The organism is Bacteroidota bacterium (assembly GCA_018266755.1).
In the GTDB taxonomy this organism is placed as follows: Bacteria; Bacteroidota; Ignavibacteria; order Palsa-1295; family Palsa-1295; genus JAFDZW01.
The window spans coordinates 80238-98410 of record JAFDZW010000001.1 but is presented as its reverse complement, the minus strand read 5'-3'; the positions used below and the strand labels follow the sequence as shown (position 1 = coordinate 98410).

Here is an 18173-nt window from a genome sequence, read left to right as displayed (position 1 = left end):
TATCGAAGGGCTCAATGAGCAACTACAGGGTAAACGCGCAGTTCAAGGAACAGGGTGTTGCGGTCGAGACGAATCTGAACCTCATCAGCTTCCAGGAGGACGGGACGTATATTGTCTATTCTGCTGCGATGGACATGTCCGGTTATGGCAAGACGGAGTCCGAGGCGTTAGAATCATTCAAGATCGCACTCGAAGAGTTTGTTCGCTATACTATGGCAAAGAAGACGATCTTCGAAGAACTTGCCAGACTTGGGTGGAGCATTAGCGGCAAGACGAAGAAGACAGCATTTCCGCCGTCATTCGAAACGCTTCAGGAGAGGAATCCGCACTTTCAACAGATCATTGAGTCGGTCCCGCATACGGTCATTCGCCAACCAATAAGAATCCCGCAGTATGCTTGATGTCAACGCGGAAACTCAAGAACATTTCTCCCGACGAACTCAGAGCATTCCTGAAAAAGCAGGGTTGCAAGTGCACGCGAACAACGGGCGGGCATGAGCATTGGACCAGAAGCGACCTTACCCGGCCCCTCACATTTTCCAGCCACATCGATCCCGTCCCTGAGTTCGTGGTAAAGAACTTATTGCGTCTGATGGGCTTGAATAAAGATGATTTCTTTGCATAGGGTTGACAAGCCCCTTCCATGGGGCATCAAGGTTCTGCCCTGAATTGCCGAATTCGTTTCGTCCGCTGGGAGGCATGTGAACTGTGATCATCGCAACCTCTTTCTCATGGGAATTGTGTGTCGTCGGTAGGATGGACGGACTGAGAGTCCGTCCTACTGGGCTGACCTCACCCCGGCCCTCTTCCTTCGGCAAGCTCAGGACAAGCTCATTTCAAGGAGAGGGAGGCTGATTGGTAGGTGCTTCTTTTGTTAAATTTCTAAAATAATCACTTAGCCTGTTGCTAAAAAGGACATGTTTCCGTATATTTGTGGTATGAATAATGCGCCCCCGCTCGGGAGACAGATCGTCAGAGAAACGTCCGCTTCGGCGGACGTTTCTGTTTCTGGCGGGTTGGTGTGTGTGCTGTGTGATATGTCGATAAATCAATTAGTTAGCTGGGGGGTGACCGGGTTGATGGGCACCTATGGTGGGGGTGCGTTGGCGCGGCGGGATCGTGGTTGTCGCAGGAAGCCGGAATTTGAGGTGGTTGGGTGGTGTGTGCTGTGTGATATGTCGGGAAATCAATTAGTTAGCTGGGGGGTGACTGGGTTGATGGGCACCTATGGGTGTGGGGCGAGGATCAAGGTGGGTGGTGTGGGAGAGATGGACGGACTGAGAGTCCGTCCTACTGGGTGTGTGGGAAGGGTGGACGGACTAAGAGTCCGTCCTACTGTGGTGTGTGGGAAGATGGACGGACTGAGAGTCCGTCCTACTGCGGTGGGGAGTAAGAAAATGGGACATTGGGCGAAATGCGGGTTCGGGGCTGTTACAATCTTGGCGGGGTATGCGTATCTTTGCAAAAACCAACATCATCATGAATTTCCTCTTTCGCGAGACCTATTGGGCCGGGATACTGATCCTCGCCGGCATTCTCATGATCCTGAAGAATGTCTTCAAGCTCGATATTCCTGTAATGGGGGTGATCATCCCGGTGATTATCATCTCGTGGGGTGTGAGCCTGCTCATTGGGTCGAAGGGATCGCCGGCCGATGACGATAATACGGTGCTGTTCAATCATACGCAGACGACGGTCAACGGAGGCAGCAAGCACAGCGTGGTCTTCGGCAAGACGGAGTACGACCTGCGCAATGCGAAGCCGGGTACGCGTGTCGATGTCGATGCGGTCTTTGCCAGCGCGACGTTGACGGTAAACCCGAACACTCCGATGAAGATTAAAATATCGTCTGCCTTCGGCAGCGGGCGTCTGCCGGACGGCAACCTCGTGACCTTCGGCGAGCGCCGCTACACATCGCCCGGCTACCGCGAGGGCGAGCCGTTCGTCGATCTTCGATGCGATGTGGTCTTCGGTGATCTGAAGATCTACCCGGATACTTCGTCAACCACCACGTTCTAACTCGAGAGAAAGGAGATTGTATCTATGTCCGGTAGTCTGTTTTGGGGAATATTACTCGTCGTCGTAGGCGGCACGATCCTGCTTCGTAATGTATTCGGCGTCGACCTCCCGCTCTGGGACGTGATCTTCCCTGCAATGCTCATCCTTTGGGGCGTGAGCATGTTGATCCGCAACGTAAACCGCTCGTCGAAAAAGACGCCGTAGTTGGGGTTACTTCAGGGAAGCGAGAATATTCTCGGCAGCGCGCCGACCGGTTTCGGCGGCGCCATTCATAAAGCCTTGAAAATCGAGGCTGCAGTGTTCACCTGCAAAATGCAGATTGCCGATCGGCTTGAATTCCGCCCCGCGAATGGACGTCCAGTGTCCGGGGCCGTAGGAGGCGTAGCTCCCCTTTGAAAATGGATTGTCGATCCAATTCATCCGCGCCTGTTTTGAATTTCGAGTGTTTGAAATGCCGGGGAATATTTTCTCTAACAATTCGAGATATGACTCGACTTGGACCTGCAGCTTTATCTTCGTCGCCTCAACGCCTGCATCACCGCCGGTATAGATCGTTAAGGCCCCAGCCGGTGAATGCTCGAGTTCGGTATTGTCCCAGGCAAGCTGAAATTGCTCGTCGCTAAAGACTTCGCCGACGAACCCCTTTTCGCGCCAGATGCGACGCGAAAAGCCCATCATAACTTTCGTGTTCGTCCCGTATGGGAGCTCGCGGATCGCACGGGTTTTCCAATCCGGGAGGTCCAGGTCAAGCGTCACGCCTCGAAGGACGCTAAACGGGATCGCGAGGACGACGATGTCGGCCTCGGTCGTTTGACTGGCGCCGGAGGTAACGAATTCAAGTTGATACCGACCCGCCTTCATACTGACGGACTTCAGAACACTTGAATAGCGGATCTGGGAATTCAATCGCGATGCAATTGCTTCTGGGAGTCTTGCATTGCCCCCGGCAATCTTATAGCGTTCGTCGCTGTCGCCGAACATCGATACCGACCCGTCGTCATTGACGGTGGGGATGGTGATCAGCAAATTGAGGGCCGACTGTTTCCCCAATTCAAGCCCATACTCCGTGACGAACGCAGCTTCGAGAAGCTTCCAGAGCCAATTAGGCAAACGGAGTTCGGCCAGATAGCGGGAAAGTGGGGTCTTGTCCAGTATTTCGGCAGCACCGGGTGCTTCGAAGGTAGGGACAGATGTCAGGACCGATGCATGGGATTGCAGCGTCGGCAGCAATGGTCTGAGTGCCTCGGCGACATCTTCTTCCGAATATACTTTTCCGTCTATAAAATAGGCTTGCCGAATTAATTCGTTTATCGCCGAATTCCGCCGATCGAGCAATTTTAAGCTAAATTCACTAGCAAGCGAGTGTATATCTCGATGGTTGGTGTCGATGAATTCCCCGCCAAATTCCGTCCGTACTCCCGGAATGAGGGCATTACTAACGGACATCATCCGTCCCCCGGCCCTTCCAGAGGCCTCATAAAGTGTAGAGGCGACCCCAGCCTTTTTCAACGTCCAGGCGACATTAAGACCTGCCATTCCCGCCCCAATAATAACTATTCGAGGGTTGGATTTTCCGGCACCAAGTATTACTTGGTCACCGACGAGCAGACCGGCTGTTAGGGCCGCAGATCCTGCCAAAAAAGCGCGCCGGCTGACAATATGTCCACCAGTATCTTGAGACTGTTGCTGCTTTTCAAGGACTTGCGAGGCGATTCGCTGGATCGCTCTCAGGAGGGGTGTACGTGCCGGTTTAGGTGGCATAGCAGTACAAAACTACAGAAAAAAAAAATGGGCATTCCCGAAAGAATGCCCCTGCCACGGGATACAAGCTACTAATCACTGGATGGATAGTACTTGTAGTTGAGAGAACCCAAAATCAAACAATCAATTTTCAATGAATCACTTAGTTCATCTCGAGCGTGTCGACGACTACGATCGCATTGGTCGTGGGATCCCACGTCACTGTGACATTCTTGCCATCACTCATGGTTACCACTGTCGGCGTATTAATCGGGATATTCTTCCCATTTGCCATGACGCCCACCACCGAGGCCGGAGTAATCACACCAACGTTGGTATACGGAGCCGAACCGTAAAAGAACTGCGAATTATCGGCTAAATTCAACGTGAAGTTTACAAACTCAGAGCTCTTGTTGTTAACCGTCTCTGTGTATGTAGCTGTTGTCGATGTCACAGCGTTCTTCTGAACACCAATCGACGTCGGAGCTTCCGAGTCCGTTGACGGTGCACATGAAGAAGTAAATACTGCAAGAGCAGCAAAAAGAATTGCAACCGATGTGAACTTTGCGAAACGGTTCATGGTGGTAAAGATGGTCTTCATCGTCATTGTGGGGCAGGTGTGAGAATTGAGAATTAGTTCATCTCAAGTGTATCAACCACAACGATCGCACCCGTCTGCGTCGGTCCGACTGTTGTGCCGGTAGAAGTGACCGATGTGGTGGTCGCTCCAAAAAGCACCTGAAACGTAATTTGAGCCGCGAGTACGATTGCTTGTACCATTGTCGTCAGTCGTTTTGTGATTGAAAAACTACTTGTTTGACTATCGTGATACAAAATTACACTGTGCAAACCCACTTATTGCGAACAGTTCACCCCTATTTATCACTCGAAAGACATGGCGAAATTAAGTTAATTTCAGTGCCAACAAGTGGTTAGAGGTGGTGATTTTTTGTTTCACACACCCACAAGTAATTAGATGACAATCACTTGACAATCGCTCGATTTTCAATGAACTATCGATCTTTTTGCACGCTTGAGTGCAAAAAATCACATTTGCGGGGCGCAAAAAGTTCTGCGAGCCCTGGCAGATGCTTCCTATTCTCTATTTTTCACTCACTCTCGACCGCCGCTATCGGCTTGGTCGTCTCTAGGTGCCGTTGCAAACTTAAAACTCGGTCAAACTTCAAAATTCAATGATCCCCCAGAAAGCCTCAGACTCAAGAATCAAGCGTTCTGTATCTTGTTCGTGAATCACTATACAAAAATAGCTTGCGACCGGAATTAAAAGAAATCAAAAAATTTGAAATTATCACACGATCAAAATAGTTTTTTCTCTTGATTTTCGCAGGATTTGATGTTCGACCATCCTTCCGAATAAACTGTATTTATAGCTTAAAGCTATGTAAAACAATCATTTAACAGACAATAACACGAATGCAGTATCTACGCGAAATCGCTCAAATTGTCACTCGGTTTCGGGAAAAGAATCCAGATTTAATTGATTCTGATGCTTCCGCAGACGAGACGGACTATGTTTCCAAACTATATATTGGTCTTAAGGACGGAAAAATAGGTTCTGATCTTGAGGCCGCCCAATATGTCTATGGCTCGGCTCAAATAGACACCAAGTATACAACCCTCAAAAATCGACTCAAGAAGAAGATGATGAATCTGCTCTTCTTCCTTGATATCCGGGAAAAGGACTTTTCCGAGCAGTTGGTCGCCCGCTACCATAATGGAAAAGCGATATTCTGGATGAACACCCTCACGCAATTCGGTGCGAGAAGCAGTGCAATCAAACTCGCCGAAAGCACGCTTAAGCAGGCGCTCAAGTACAATTTCACCATAAATGCGATCCAAGCAGCCACCGTATTGCGCAATTACAGCCGCTTCAGTGGTTCCTATACGCAGTATGATCGATATACGAACCTCCTAAACGAGTTACAAGGTACGTTTCAGGCAGAACTGCTGGCCCAGGAATTCTATGAACGACTAACGATTCGCTTCACAAGATCGGTGGCTGAGCAACCAGATCTCAAAGATATCTGTCTGTCCTATATTCAACAGCTCGAAGCGGTACCGGAAGCCTACCATTCGTTTAGTTTCTTACTCTATTACTACCGACTGAAAATTGCGTTTCTTCAGATCGGCCAGCTCTACATCGACGCTGTGAAGATCTGTGACGAAGCTGACAATTATCTTGCGAAGAATAGCCATATTGCATACAAGATCTTATTTGGTGAGTTTCAGATCCAGAAACTTGGCTGCTACCTCTACCTTCGATCCTACACTGAAGGAAGGAAGACTGTCGATCGATGCATCGAGCTATTCCCGGAAGGTGGAGCGAACTGGTTCGTGTTGATGGAATACTGGTTTTTGCTTGAGATCCACACCCTGCACTTTTCAGAAGCTGAGGACGTGTTAACTCGGACGATGAACCATCCGCGATTCCAATTCCTCAGCAACGAAGCAAAAGAGAAGTGGCAGATTTTTGATCTCTACCTTGAGTTCGCATTGCGTCAAAGCGGCATACAGTCCCGTAGACAGGATCGCCGCAGGATCGATCCCGAGCGTTTCCTACGGACAGTCCCGACGTTCAAACGCGACAAACGGGGGTACAACATCGCAATTCTGATTCTTCACATTATGTTACTGCTCGAGCAGAATGATTTTGGCTCGATTATCGGACGAATGGATGCACTGCGTACCTATAGAAATCGATACCTCCAGGTCAATTCTAATAGACGTAGTGCCCTTTTCTTTAAGATGCTCCAAATTATGGAAGGTAATTCGTTCGATCCGGAGATTACGCGTCGTAAGGCACTCCCCTATTTTGAGCGAATGAGCCAACGGACGTCTGACGCCGTAGAAGCCCAGGACGGTCTTCAGATACTACCGTTTGAATGGTTATGGCAAACGACGGTAAGTATGCTCACCCAAAAGCATAAAGAAGGGAAAATCTAAACTTCCTCTACGAAGGACCGCGTACTACTTCAATAGAGAATTTAGTTCATCTCAAGAGTGTCTACAACAACAATAACATTCCCATCCCACGTCACAGTGATTTGTGAGCCGTCACTGAGCGTGATGGTTGTGGCGGTATTGGATGAAATCGAGGTACTATTGAGGCTCAGCGCCGATGCGGTCCCTCCCACTTGATAGTCGGTGTTTGTCCCGCTATTGCAGGAGAATGAATCTGCATCCCCGCTGTCGAAGGTGACGTCGACGGTAACATCATGCTTTGATTTATTCCTGATCGAGAGTTTTTTGTCCTTCTTCTTATCATCGGACTGAGCCCTCATGGCCCCGTCCTTCTGGAAGGTTGGCACGACCGAAACCTCGTTCGGACCGGACGACGGCTGCGAACAGGAAAATAATCCACAGATGCAAAGAAGCGCAAGCGACCTTCCGAGAACGGAAGATGCGGTGACAGTAGTATTCATGGTACGATAGTTCATCACTAGGCGGCAATACTTTGTAATAGATTGCCTGTAAATATACACACACAACAAGGGAAATGCAAGATACAAAAGAGAGGGGAATTAGGGAATCTTTTGCATAATCTTAGCGGAAGGGGAGGGATTCGAACCCTCGGTACGCTTTCACGCACACACGCTTTCCAGGCGTGCCAATTAAACCACTCTTGCACCCTTCCGTCGGTGCTACTATTTACACATACGCGTAAAGAGTGCAGTACTACGCAAAAGCATATTACTGTGGTTCCCATGACCGCACCGTCGACCGATTCTCCCCTGTCAGACAATCGTTCTTGGCAACATATCGGTACCCATGTTCCGGCGAAGGTCAATCGACATTCTGTAGTGTCAAAATTGAAGTTCAGAACGGACGCGAATGTGTGGAGTTGAAACTTTTTCACCACTGATGCGTCTTCTTAGTGTTCAGCGTATGTCACTACAGCGAATTAGAGATATCGTTTCCACGTCCGGCAACACACGTTCGACGAGTGTCCGTCGAGGCGTGGTGAATGCGTTCTTCGGACTGTATCTCGCGTTGTTCGTTTGTGACACCCTCAATCTCGACGTCATTTACGCGTCGCTATTCGGGAAGATCAACTTCGTTGACGACTCAGCGATTAGCGACTCGCTCTTCGATGTCGGCCCCTCCCATCACGAGTCGGTGTTCGCTCAACATCACCGCACTAATCGGCAGCTACACATCAACGCGGCAGCACTGCATGTTGGTGACGACGGCGTTACGAGTCATAATTCCGTGTACGAAGACGAGGATAGCCCTGGCGTTCAGGATGCATCCACGTCTGCCGAAATAGCCTCCACGATCTACGTTTCTCATCCCCCGACCGAGCAACGAGTTCTTACGCCAACCATATCTCTCGACAGGATCATCACGTTCCAGCAGATCCTGATCTAATTCCGTTCGATCAAATATTCTGACTACCATGCCTCGATTGGCATGGCAGCCGGCGCGTTCGCATTTCCCGTACTCGGGTGATGCGCCGCCCTTCGAGATCACCCTCCTCTTCGAAACAACAGATGTATGAACGAACGATTTTGGATTCGACAAACAATTGTGCGTAAGCTCGTTCCGTCCGTCGTGTGCCTACTGATGCTTAAGGGTACGATGGATGCTCAGACACCGGCGGCGGAACAGCTTACCATTTTACAAGCGCTGCGTGAAGCAGTACTACACAACCCATCGCTGCATGCGCTCTCGTTCGAGGGCGCCGCAGCCGATGCGGATATTGTCACCGCGGGTCTGCGACCAAACCCTTCGCTGTCGATCAACGGCGACCTGCTCCCGAGCGACGGCTACGGCCCGAAACAGAAGCAGTACGGGGGTTCACTTATCCTTCCCTTCGAGCTTGGCGGTAAGCGCGACGCGCGTCTTGGTGCTGCAAGCGCAGCAAAATCCGTTACCGAACGACGGTACGAGGATGCAGTACGGCAAACCCAATTCGCCGTCAAGAACGCATATATCGACCTGACGGCTGCCTACGTCAAGACCGGTGTCATGCGCGAGAGCTTAGTGCTCCTCGATTCGCTTGTCGTACTCGATAGTGCCCGCGTTCGGGGTCAGGACATTCCGGCCGTTGACCTCACCCGCAGTGAGGTCGAGCGCGAGCGGTTCTCGCTCGACGTGCTTGCGAACGAAACATCCTATCGAACGACGTCAACTGCCCTGCTCGGACTTCTGGGCAGACGCGGGACCGAAGCGTCGGTACTGGTACAACCGGATACAACTGCTATCTCACGCGTGGCGTCGCTCATCGAACGGCCTCTCCCCTCGATCGATTCGATCGTATCGATCGCCGCCGAATCCAGAAGCGACATTCGCGTATTGCTCGCAGCCGAACAAGCCGCACAAGCCCAGATCGCCGTTGCGAAATCGCTCGCGTCGATCGACCTGAGTGTATCGCTCGATGCAATGCGCCAGCAGGAAGTCACATTCTGGGGGGCTAGCATCTCATTCCCACTGCCGATCTTCGACCGTCACCAAGGCGACATCCAGCGTGCAGAAGCAATGAGCGCCGAAGCGAAGGCACAAACCGAAGCGGCACTGCTCCAACTTCGAGCCGATATCCGCGGCGCAATGCTCGATGTCGAGGCCAAGCGAGAATCGCTCCGCCGACTCGGCACAAGCATTCTCGAAAAATCCAAACTCGTTCGATCGTCCGTCGAATACGCATATCGAAGAGGATCGACGTCGCTCGTCGATTTCCTCGATGTCGCACGCACCGAGAACGAGCTGCGCGAACTCTATGTCGATGCCTTGGCCGCATACGCCAAGAGCCTCATCAATCTCGACTATGTCACTGGAAAGGATCTGTTCTATGTCATTCAATAATCTCCGTCAGATGCCGGCTATAGCGGCAAGTATAATTCTACTCGTAGTTCTGTCTGCCTGCACGAGCGGGGAATCGTCAAAACAAGCTCCTGCGACCGATACCGTCGCGCTCAAACTCGCGACCGCACCGCATGTGAGCAATGGCGGCTGCGAGATCCGGTTCGAAGAGAAGGACACGCTCCAGCATTTGCTCGCATTCGATAGCGCGCAGGAGCGCAACGTCTCCGTCACAACCACTACCCCGGCCCGCATTGTCTTTTCGACCACCAGCATCGAAGACGGTTCGATTGCCATTCCTGTCTTTGAAAGCCAGGATCTGACGCAGCTCTTCACGGACTATACGAAGGCGCTCAACGACGAAGCACATGCGAAACGTGAGGTGGAGCGGTTAAAGGACTTGCTTGCCCATAACGCTGTTGCCGGCAAAGAACTGATGCAGGCGGAGAGCGATCTGAGGGCCATCGAGGTCGCAATCACCGGGTATCAATCGCGCATGCTCCAGAGCGGCCTCTCGCCGAGCGACTTGCAGCATCTTCTACCAAACACATCGCTCGTTCTTGCGAACGTACCGGAATCTGAAATATGGACTGTGCAGAAAGGAGAAGATGCACAGATTGAATTCGATGCATTTAAAGGCGAGATCTTGCACGGCAGGGTGATCGACATCGGAAAGGCGCTTGATCCGACGACCCGCACATTCAACGTGCGGATCAATCTCTCGGATACCAAGCATACGTTACGCCCGGGAATGTTCGCGAAGGCCTCGTTCGGGACGGACGTCGCACGAAAGTTTGTCGTGCCGTGCACAAGTGTCGTCTCCGTTCAAGGAAGATCGTATGTGTTCGTTCGCACTGCCGACCATACATACCAACGACGCGAAGTTGCGCTCGGAACGCAAACCGGCGACTGGTTTATCGTCCTCTCCGGCCTGACTCCGGGCGATGTCGTTGTGACCAAAGGCTCGTTTCTGCTCAAGGGATTGAGCTTCGGATCGTGATCCAAATAGAAAGGAAACTCCCATGATCCGAAAACTCGTACATTTTGCGATGCGTCAGCGGATGCTGACGCTCCTGCTCGCATTGGTGATCATCGTAGGCGGGATCGGAGCGTATCTGACGCTCAAGATCGAAGCATACCCTGACGTTGCCGACACCGAGGTGGACGTCATTACCAAGTATCCGGGCAAAGCAGCTGCAGAGGTCGAAGAACAGGTGACGGTTCCGATCGAACGCGCCTTGAATGCCGTGCCACGGGTGGTAAACAGGCGCTCGCGTACCATCTTCGGCCTCTCGATCGTTCGTCTGACGTTCGACGAAGGCACCGACGATTACTTCGCTCGTAATCAGGTGATCGAAAAGTTACGCGATGCCGATATCCCGGACGGACTTACACCCGAACTCGCACCGCTTTCGACTCCTGTTGGCGAGATTTATCGATATGCTCTTGAAGGTGGACCGGAACAATCGCCGATGGATCTGCGAACCTTGCAGGACTGGGTCGTCGTCCCGAAGCTGTTACAGGCGAAAGGTATTGCCGATATCACGAACTTTGGCGGCCTGGTCAAGCAATATAGTGTGATCGTCGATCCGATCAAACTACGCAAGTATGGCCTGACCATGACAGCCGTCCAAAATGCGATTCAGGCGAACAACGCGAACGCCGGCGGCAACATTATCGAACGCGGCAATCAAGGGCTTGCAATCCGAGGGATCGGTCGTATCCAGACGGCCGAGGATATCGGCTTGATCGTTTTGCTCAATAATGCTTCGACCGGCACACCGGTCTATGTCCGAGATGTCGGCACGATCGAGATCACAGCGCTGCCGCCATCGGGTATCCTTGGATATACCAATAATACCGAACATCGAGACGTCGATAACGGCGTGCAGGGTATCGTCCTGATGCGACGAGGTGAGAATCCGTCCGAGGTACTCGAAAGTCTTAAAGGCAAACTCGAAGAAGTAAAGGCCGCGTTACCCGAAGGCGTGCATTTAGTAGAGTTGTACGATCGAAGCGAACTCGTCGACAACACACTGCATACGGTCAGCCACACACTCATTGAAGGCGTCACGATCGTGGTGATCGTGCTGCTATTCTTCCTCGGTAATGTTCGTGCGGCATTGCTGGCAGCGGTAACGATCCCGCTCTCGTTGTTGTGGGCATTTATCATGATGCGCTTCACCGGTATTCCGGCGAATCTGTTGTCGCTCGGTGCGATCGACTTTGGGATTATCGTCGATGGCGCCGTCATCATGATCGAGGCTATTATGCGACGGCTCGTCCATACACCCGAAGCGGAGCGAACCGAGAAAGGGTCGTTGCGACTAATCGTCGAAGCAACACAGGATGTCGATAAGCAGATCTTCTTCTCTGTCGTGATCATCATCCTTGCCTACTTGCCGTTATTTACACTTAAGCGTGTCGAAGGCAAACTCTTTTCGCCGATGGCCTATACGCTCGGCTTTGCGATCGCCGGCTCGTTGCTCCTCGCGTTGACGGTCGTACCGGTGCTCGCGACGTATTTCTTCCGCAAATCAGAGGTGAAGGAATGGCACAATCCTCTGTTCCATTGGCTCCAGAAGGCATACCAGAAGACAGTGGTCTTCCTGATCGAGCGGCGCGTATTCGTGGTCGGTGCGGCGGTGATCGTGGTTGTTGGCTCGACGCTCCTCGGTACAAAACTCGGCACGGAGTTCTTGCCCGAACTCGACGAAGGCGCAATCGTCATTCGAACGGTATTGCCCGCCGGTATTTCGCTTAAGACGGCTTCGCAATATCCGCCGATCATCCGACAGGTAGTCAGTCCGTATCCCGAAGTCCGCGCTGTGATCACCCAACTCGGCCGAAACGATGATGGTACGGATCCATACGGACCGAACCGTATCGAAACCCATGTCGAACTTACGAAGTACGACACATGGCCGTCGGGTATGGACAAGCACAAGCTGATCGATGAGATTAAAACAAAACTGCAGGCATCGATCCCCGGCGCGACGTTCAGCTTTTCACAGCCGATCCTCGATAACGTGACGGAAGCGGTCACTGGCTCGTCGGCAGACCTTGCAGTGCTTGTCAATGGGAACGACCTCACGAAACTCCGCAACTACGCCGATACCATTCTGGGTGTCATTCAAAACGTGAAAGGGGCAACTGATTTCGGTATCGAGGAAGAAGGCGACCAAGCACAACTCTTTATCAAGATCAATCGCACCTCGGCCGCACGATATGGCATCAATGTGCGGGATGTCGAAGACATGATCGAGCTTGCCGTGGCGGGGCGACCGGTCTCGGTACTGTACGAAGGAGAACGGCGTTTCGATATCGTCGTGCGCTACCAGGCGACTGACCGCTCGACCGTGGATGATATTTCCCGTCTCGAAATCACCTCGCCTACCGGTCTGCGCGTCCCGCTGACCGATGTTGCTGATGTCGAGATCAAAGACGGCTCAACCATCATCGCCCGTGAAGACGGTCACCGTCAGGTTGGTGTTCGCACCAATATCCGAGGCCGCGATCAGGGGACCTTTGTCGCCGAAGCGCAGCAAAAAGTAGCATCCGTACTTCATCTGCCAAAGGGATACGATATCGACTGGGGCGGACAGTTTGAGAACCTGACCCGAGCGCGAAATCACTTAATGGTGATCTTGCCGATCACGCTCTTTCTTATCTTCGCACTCCTGTTTCTTACATTCCGATCGGCGAAGTACGCGCTAATTGTACTGGTGAATGTCCCGCTGGCGCTTGTCGGTGGTATCATTGCGCTGTTACTGCGCGGAATGAACTTCTCGGTATCGAGCGGTGTGGGGTTCATCTCGCTCTTTGGCGTGGCGGTAATGAGTGGCGTATTACTTGTGAGCCGATTCAATTATTTGCGGTTCGACCGGCATTTATCGCTGCGCGAGGCGGTTGTGTTAGGTGCCGAAGAAGAGCTCCGACCGATCCTGATGATGATGCTGGTGGCGATGCTCGGGTTGATTCCGGCCTCGCTCGCAACCGGGATTGGCTCGGATGTTCAACGACCGCTTGCCACGGTCATCGTCGGCGGACTTGCCAGTGCGTTGATCCTGACACTTGTCGTCCTCCCCTCACTCTATTACCTCATCGAGTCGAGGGCAAAGACGAATCCGGTTGCCGAAGCGATCGATATTGAAGAACTCGAGACCAGGATCCACGACGAAGAGTTGGAAGAGGAGCATAAGCGGCATCTGCGTGCACCACACGACGATGACGTTTAGTTTCCCTGGCTCCCTTTCATACTGATGATGATGAAAAGGCGGAGGAGCAATCCTCCGCCTCTTTTTTTTGAATCGTTACCGAATAGTAACATCCGTTTCTCCGATCTGCTTGTTTAAAAGACGTACATCAATTATTCTATAACCCACATGCATACCAAAGACTATTTCATTGCTCTGACTAACGAAGAACTACCCGCGTTGTTGAATTGCATTCGCTCGATCCCAGCGGACAACGATACGTATGCACCCGACGCCAAGGCCCGTTCGGCTCGCCGTATTGTCGCGCACCTGATCGGCCATCCCGACGATCTCATCCAAGGCATCAACGAAGGACGAATCGACCATCGAAACGAAACGGAGTTCGCCACCTACGAGGAGGCCGCCGCAACGATCGAGGCGCAGACAAAACGTCTACTGGCAATGATCGAACAGCTTGATGAGAAAACCTGGGACGAAAAGCCGGTGGATTTCTATGTCTGGGGCAACAAGCTCTATACCCGATCGCTTCGCGATATGTGCTACCATCACCACTCCGATATGCTCCATCACCGTGGGCAGCTTTCAACCTACTACCGTTCGATGGGGGTTCGCAACCCTGTCATCTACGGTGCGACTGCTGAAACCATCGAGGAAATGATGGCTGCAAAGGGTTAAGAAGGACCTCTGTTTATAAAAAATGGCAGGGATGGTATCACCCCTGCCATTTTTTGCTACAATTATTTTCTGTTCAGGCCGGGACGGCGATCCCGCGATGTTCCGCGCACCAGTTGCGGATGTATTCGACGATCTCGTACATTGGTGCACCTGGCGTAAACAAATCGCCGACGCCCATCGCTGAAAGGGCAGCGTTATCTTCATTGGAAATAATCCCGCCCCCAGTAAGCAATACGTCACCAATCCCCCGTTCCTGCATCAGCTTCAGCACGCGTGGGAAGATAGTCATGTGCGCACCACTGAGGATCGAAATGCCGATTACATCGACATCTTCCTGCAATGCTGCTTCGACGATCATTTCGGGGGTCTGACGCAGACCCGTATAGATCACTTCCATCCCTGCATCGCGCAGAGCTGCCGCAATAACCTTTGCGCCGCGATCATGGCCGTCGAGGCCTGCTTTGGCGATCAAGACTCTGATCTTTCTGTCCATAGGACGCTCTAAACACAAAATTCGGCCAAAGTGTCCTCGGATTTGCAGCCAGGTCGTGGCTCAGTTTGAAACGGGGTAAGGAGTTGTCATTCTGAGCGAAGCGAAGAATCCCTCGATGAAACCCTGTGAGGCTCCGCCTCAGGGATTCTTCGCTTCGCTCAGAATGACTATTGGAATACTGTCAAAACTGATCCACTACCTGCAGCCAGCGAATCCGGGTCTGTTAGTGTGTTACTACCAATTTCCCGACAACGCTTGAGGTGCCGATCCGGACGCGGCATGCCAGAATCCCCGCTGGAATCTGTGCAACTTCTATTGGAAGGTAGTGCATGCCAGCAGATTGGTATGTCTGCGGAAGAACGGTGGCAACCACTCTTCCCAACGCATCGATAAGATCTACCTGAACATCGGCATCCGCGGCAAGTGAGTACGATACCGTCGCATGAGTCGATACCGGGTTCGGGGTGATTTGAATCATCGCGCTTTCGGTGGTCCGATCCGACGAATGAACTGCCGACAATCCGTCGATTCCACCTCGGTATAACCCCTCCCCGTGGAGTGAAACAAATACTTGCCCGTCGTCGATAGCAAAATCGTCTGCGACGGTATCGGCGAGTCCACTGTTCGCTGGGGTCCACGATGCCCCGCGGTCGAAAGACACCTTTACTTGCTTGTCTCGCATTGCCATGAGCACGATGTCTCGACGCATTGCCAGCTTCGTTACACCGGAGTCAGCGGAGATTTGCTTCCATGATTCGCCTTGATCGAGCGTACGGAACAGTCCGGTATTTGTCGCGATGATGATTGTCGATCCCCAGGCGCACCGTGCATCCCAGTTTCCTTGGGGTACTTGAATCTGTTTCCACGACGACGCGAGATTCGTCGATATCCAATACTGCATAGAAGTACCGTCAAAGGTCTTGGCAACGATCATGCTATCAGTCACAACCATGTCCATGATTTGGCCCGGCGATATAGCGGGTGATTTACATGCGGTCCAGTGGAAACCGTCATCCGTCGAACGAGAAATTCCGTCAACCCATCCTCCACCGACGAACAACCCCTTTGAATTCGATTGCACGCCTGATGTGCCGATCCATCCACAGCTATCCCAAGTCACACCATTGTCCAGTGACCGATATAATCCCATCACGTCGGTTGTACCCGGGACGTCGGACCCGACCATCCACGCATGGTTCGATCGAATGACGAAATAGGCCGGTCGAGTCGCGAACATTCCCCCGCTCGGAAGCCAGCTTTTGCCACTATCTGAAGATTGGTACAATGCCTTGCCAGAGCACGCAAAGGCAATGAGCCCGTTTGGCGCACAGTGCCATCCGTAAACTTGGTCTGTGTTTGGCAAGTCTGTTTTGGTCCATACCAACGTTTGTGCCTCCAGAGCGGTATGAAGTATTAGTAGTGCCAGAGCAAAAAAGAGAGTACCGATATGTTTCATAGTTGATGGACTATATTTAGAATATGGCAACCCTATCATAACTAGAATTATTCCCTGCCTGATAGCCTGCCGCAATGATGTGGTTTCCTTGTCTAATTTGGATGTAAACGGACAAAAGCCTCTGGTCCCCGAGGTATGGGCATCCTTCTATCAGCTCATAAATACCCGAACCCATACCCCAGGCGATTTCGTTTGCATTGCCTTTACAGCCATAGCCACGACTATGCGAAGACTTACTGCTGCTATCATCATGCTGTGTACGTGCGCAGGCCTTTCGCTTGCCCAGATTCCCCGATCAATCACCTATCAGGGGCAAGTCGTCGATAAAAAGGGTACGCCAGTTATCGACGGCGATCATCTTGTGACACTGACGCTCTATACATCGCGCACGGGCAGCACGATCGTGTATTCGAAATCGACGACAGTGACCACCACGAATGGCCTGTTCAATGTGATCCTTGATTCGATCCCGGATGGGGTATCGTTCACAAAACCGTATTTCATGGGTGTGAGCTTCGAAGGCGGTTCTGAAATGAACCCACGTACTCCGCTCACCGCCGCACCGTATGCGCTTGCAGCCGCAACGGGTGCTGGCATTGCCTCTCTTACGCCGAGCGATGGATCGATCACCGTTTCGAACGGTACCGGTCCGAATGCAACTATTGCGATCGCAGATGCGGGAATTTCGTCTGTGAAACTACAGAATAGTAGTGTGACCGATTCGAAGATCACGAGCGTCAGTTGGGCGAAGATCACGGGGACACCGAACTCGTATGTTCCGGGTGGAAATGCTGGTGGCGACCTTTCCGGCACATATCCGAACCCGACGCTCAAGACGACAGCCGTAACGCCTGGTTCGTACACACTTGCATCCATCACCGTCGATTCCAAGGGTCGTGTCACTGCCGCATCGAATGGTGTGGACGGCCTGACACTCCCTTACACTGGAACTGCCACTTCCCCATCGTCTATATTCTCGGTCACGAATACTTCTGCTGCGCAGAATATCAACGCCATCAATGCGACCGTATCGACCTCGACCACGCTAAACCAGCCGACCGGAGCAGCAATCGTCGGGACGAACAACAATACATCGACACAAACGAGCGTGTTCGGTATAGTTGGCAAGGTGTCGTCTGCATTTGGAAACTCCGCCGGGGTGTATGGTTTTAACTCAGCCGCTTCGGCTGGTTGTGGTATGCTGGGCTATGGGCCGATCGGTGTTGCAGGAGTTGCATCGGTAAATAATGCGTCGAGCTTCGGCATCTATGGCTCCGCTTCCAACAACGCGAATGCATACTCCGGCTATTTTAACGGGGGTGCGGGTGTGTTCGTGATGGGAAATTTCTCTGTGTTCAACGGCACGAAAGCGGCAACCGTCCTGACGAAAGACGGCCAGCATTATCGCAAGCTCTATTGCGAAGAAGCCGCCGAAATCTATTTCAGCGATTATGGCTCAGGACGCTTAGTCAACGGGCATGCGACTGTCTCGCTCGACCCGACGTTCCTTGAGACTGTGACGATCGACGAACAACATCCGATGAAGGTATTCGTCCAGATGAATGGGGAGACCAAGCCGGTATATGTTCGCAAAGGGTTCACCTCATTCGAGGTGATCGAGACGGCAGGAGGATCGTCGAACGCGGAGTTCGATTATCGTATCGTTGCTAAACGCGCTGGATTCGAGGCGAAACGTCTTGACGTTACTGCCGTACCATCGGCACCCGATCATTCAGACCCGCGCTAACGCACT

General features: G+C 52.1%; 17 protein-coding genes and 1 tRNA gene. 11 read left to right on the top strand and 7 right to left on the bottom strand.

All coding sequences use genetic code 11. From position 1 onward, the window contains the following. Nucleotides 1–14: 14 nt before the first annotated feature. The 4 genes from JSS75_00355 to JSS75_00340 all read left to right on the top strand — a co-directional run bounded on the left by JSS75_00355 (nucleotide 15) and on the right by JSS75_00340 (nucleotide 2223). On the top strand, nucleotides 15–401 hold the full coding sequence (locus JSS75_00355; GenBank protein MBS1902140.1) for a hypothetical protein: 387 nt from the start codon (nucleotides 15–17) through the stop codon (nucleotides 399–401). Continuing rightward, a complete protein-coding gene (locus JSS75_00350) occupies nucleotides 401–625 on the top strand; it encodes a type II toxin-antitoxin system HicA family toxin (protein ID MBS1902139.1) in 225 nt (74 codons plus the stop codon). The genes JSS75_00355 and JSS75_00350 overlap by 1 nt, the downstream gene beginning before the upstream one ends. Before the next feature lie 824 nt (nucleotides 626–1449). Next, nucleotides 1450–2019, top strand: coding sequence for a hypothetical protein (locus tag JSS75_00345; GenBank protein ID MBS1902138.1), 570 nt, complete (start codon nucleotides 1450–1452; stop codon nucleotides 2017–2019). Between the two features lie 24 nt (nucleotides 2020–2043). Continuing rightward, a complete protein-coding gene (locus JSS75_00340) occupies nucleotides 2044–2223 on the top strand; it encodes a hypothetical protein (protein ID MBS1902137.1) in 180 nt (59 codons plus the stop codon). Between the two features lie 6 nt (nucleotides 2224–2229). On the opposite strand, the gene JSS75_00335 is transcribed toward JSS75_00340, so the two are convergent. The 3 genes from JSS75_00335 to JSS75_00325 all read right to left on the bottom strand — a co-directional run bounded on the left by JSS75_00335 (nucleotide 2230) and on the right by JSS75_00325 (nucleotide 4539). Continuing rightward, a complete protein-coding gene (locus tag JSS75_00335) occupies nucleotides 2230–3555 on the bottom strand; it encodes an FAD-dependent oxidoreductase (GenBank protein ID MBS1902136.1) in 1326 nt (441 codons plus the stop codon). Between the two features lie 367 nt (nucleotides 3556–3922). Next, nucleotides 3923–4360 (bottom strand): hypothetical protein, encoded by a 438-nt coding sequence (locus JSS75_00330; protein ID MBS1902135.1) that lies wholly within the window; start codon nucleotides 4358–4360, stop codon nucleotides 3923–3925. A gap of 32 nt (nucleotides 4361–4392) precedes the next feature. Then, nucleotides 4393–4539, bottom strand: a complete 147-nt coding sequence (locus tag JSS75_00325) for a hypothetical protein (protein ID MBS1902134.1) — start codon at nucleotides 4537–4539, stop codon at nucleotides 4393–4395. Nucleotides 4540–5193: 654 nt separating this feature from the next. On the opposite strand from JSS75_00325, the gene JSS75_00320 reads away from it, so the two are divergent. Beyond that, the gene (locus JSS75_00320; GenBank protein ID MBS1902133.1) at nucleotides 5194–6723 is read left to right on the top strand and encodes a hypothetical protein; all 1530 of its coding nucleotides are present in this window, start codon (nucleotides 5194–5196) and stop codon (nucleotides 6721–6723) included. 41 nt (nucleotides 6724–6764) lie between these two features. On the opposite strand, the gene JSS75_00315 is transcribed toward JSS75_00320, so the two are convergent. Together JSS75_00315 and JSS75_00310 are read right to left on the bottom strand one after the other, a co-directional pair. Next, nucleotides 6765–7202: a hypothetical protein gene (locus tag JSS75_00315; GenBank protein MBS1902132.1), complete on the bottom strand. Its 438-nt coding sequence runs from the start codon at nucleotides 7200–7202 to the stop codon at nucleotides 6765–6767. Between the two features lie 125 nt (nucleotides 7203–7327). Further along, nucleotides 7328–7414: transfer RNA gene (locus JSS75_00310), tRNA-Ser, on the bottom strand. A gap of 251 nt (nucleotides 7415–7665) precedes the next feature. Between JSS75_00310 and JSS75_00305 the strand changes: the two genes are divergently transcribed. The 5 genes from JSS75_00305 to JSS75_00285 all read left to right on the top strand — a co-directional run bounded on the left by JSS75_00305 (nucleotide 7666) and on the right by JSS75_00285 (nucleotide 14471). After that, entirely contained in the window at nucleotides 7666–8148 is a 483-nt protein-coding gene (locus JSS75_00305; protein ID MBS1902131.1) for a hypothetical protein, read from the top strand. 159 nt (nucleotides 8149–8307) lie between these two features. Further along, the gene (locus JSS75_00300) at nucleotides 8308–9582 is read left to right on the top strand and encodes a TolC family protein (GenBank protein ID MBS1902130.1); all 1275 of its coding nucleotides are present in this window, start codon (nucleotides 8308–8310) and stop codon (nucleotides 9580–9582) included. Then, the gene (locus JSS75_00295) at nucleotides 9569–10579 is read left to right on the top strand and encodes an efflux RND transporter periplasmic adaptor subunit (protein MBS1902129.1); all 1011 of its coding nucleotides are present in this window, start codon (nucleotides 9569–9571) and stop codon (nucleotides 10577–10579) included. The genes JSS75_00300 and JSS75_00295 overlap by 14 nt, the downstream gene beginning before the upstream one ends. Nucleotides 10580–10601: 22 nt before the next feature. Further along, on the top strand, nucleotides 10602–13817 hold the full coding sequence (locus JSS75_00290) for an efflux RND transporter permease subunit (GenBank protein MBS1902128.1): 3216 nt from the start codon (nucleotides 10602–10604) through the stop codon (nucleotides 13815–13817). Nucleotides 13818–13964: 147 nt separating this feature from the next. Beyond that, nucleotides 13965–14471: a DinB family protein gene (locus JSS75_00285; protein ID MBS1902127.1), complete on the top strand. Its 507-nt coding sequence runs from the start codon at nucleotides 13965–13967 to the stop codon at nucleotides 14469–14471. Between the two features lie 73 nt (nucleotides 14472–14544). On the opposite strand, the gene JSS75_00280 is transcribed toward JSS75_00285, so the two are convergent. Together JSS75_00280 and JSS75_00275 are read right to left on the bottom strand one after the other, a co-directional pair. Further along, nucleotides 14545–14964 carry a cobalamin B12-binding domain-containing protein gene (locus JSS75_00280; protein ID MBS1902126.1) on the bottom strand — a complete coding sequence of 140 codons (420 nt, stop codon included), beginning with the start codon at nucleotides 14962–14964 and terminating at the stop codon, nucleotides 14545–14547. Nucleotides 14965–15187: 223 nt separating this feature from the next. Beyond that, entirely contained in the window at nucleotides 15188–16201 is a 1014-nt protein-coding gene (locus JSS75_00275; protein ID MBS1902125.1) for a T9SS type A sorting domain-containing protein, read from the bottom strand. Nucleotides 16202–16643: 442 nt separating this feature from the next. Between JSS75_00275 and JSS75_00270 the strand changes: the two genes are divergently transcribed. Then, a complete protein-coding gene (locus JSS75_00270; protein ID MBS1902124.1) occupies nucleotides 16644–18167 on the top strand; it encodes a hypothetical protein in 1524 nt (507 codons plus the stop codon). Nucleotides 18168–18173 lie beyond the last annotated feature (6 nt).